Source organism: Nonomuraea sp. SYSU D8015, from assembly GCF_008065375.1.
Classification (GTDB): Bacteria; Actinomycetota; Actinomycetes; order Streptosporangiales; family Streptosporangiaceae; genus Nonomuraea.
The window spans coordinates 1-1,242 of sequence record NZ_VJYI01000067.1 but is presented as its reverse complement, the minus strand read 5'-3'; the positions used below and the strand labels follow the sequence as shown (position 1 = coordinate 1,242).

Annotated in this window: 1 protein-coding gene; it reads right to left on the bottom strand. The window is 66.0% G+C overall.

Translation table 11 applies throughout. From position 1 onward, the window contains the following. Positions 1 to 6 precede the first annotated feature (6 nt). Positions 7 to 1,239 carry an IS630 family transposase gene (locus tag ID574_RS59225; RefSeq protein WP_223168228.1) on the bottom strand — a complete coding sequence of 411 codons (1,233 nt, stop codon included), beginning with the start codon at positions 1,237 to 1,239 and terminating at the stop codon, positions 7 to 9. Positions 1,240 to 1,242: the final 3 nt, after the last annotated feature.

Below are 1,242 nucleotides of genomic sequence, written 5' to 3'. Positions count from 1 at the left end.
CTAGTGTCATGCGCCTGAAATTCGTCGGCAATATTTAGCGAGGGATTCCAGGATCTCTTCGGCGGTTTTGGTCCAGACGAACGGCTTGGGGTCGTCGTTCCACTGATCCATCCAGTCGCGGATGTCCCTCTCCAGCGCTTGGACGCTCTTGTGGACGCCGCGGCGGATCAGCTGGTCGGTCAGGTAGCCGAACCAGCGCTCGACCTGGTTGATCCAGGAAGAGCCGGTCGGGGTGAAGTGCATGTGGAAGCGAGGGTGGCGGGCCAGCCAGGCTTTGATCGCCGGGGTCTTGTGGGTGCCGTAGTTGTCGCAGATCAGGTGGACATCCAGCTCGGCCGGCACTGTCTGGTCGATCGTGGTCAGGAACTTCTTGAACTCGGCGGCGCGGTGCTGACGGTGCAACTCGCCGATGACGCTGCCGTCGGCGACGTTGAAGGCGGCGAACAGGCTGGTGATCCCGTTGCGGACGTAGTCGTGGGTGCGCCGCTCGGGCATGCCCGGCATCATGGGCAGCACCGGCTGCGACCGGTCCAGGGCCTGGATCTGCGATTTCTCGTCCACGCACAACACCACTGCACGTTCGGGCGGGTCGTGATACAGCCCGACCACATCGACGACCTTCTCCACGAACAACGGATCCGTCGACAGCTTGAAGGTGTCGGCCTGGTGCGGCTTGAGCCCGAAATCCCGCCAGATCCGCCCGATCGTCGACTTGCTCAGCCCGCTGCGCTTGGCCATCGAGGCCCGCGACCAGTGCGTGGCGTTCTTCGGCGTCTCCTCCAGGGTCGCCACCACCACCTCTTCGACCTGGTCCAAGGTGATCGAGGGCGGCCGGCCCGGACGCTGCTCGTCGATTAGCCCGTCCAGCCGTAACCGCAGGAACCGATGACGCCATTTGGACACCGTGTCCGGGTGCACCCGCAGCTCAGCGGCGATCTGCTGGTTGTCCTTGCCGTCCGCACAGCCCAGCACGATCTTCGAGCGCATCGCCAAGACCTGCGAGGACTTCGCCCGCCGCGCCCACCGATGCAGCACCGCCCGTTCCTCGTCGGTGACCGTCAACTCCGCCTTGGGCCGCCCCGTGCGGGCCTCATCGACCAAGGCGCCCAGCCCGCCCTCGGCGAAGGCGGCACGCCATTTACGCACCGTGCCCACGGCGATGCCCAACTCCCGCGCCACCTGCGCGTTACTGGATCCCGGCTCCGCACAGGCCAGCACGATCTTCGCCCGGATCGCCACCCG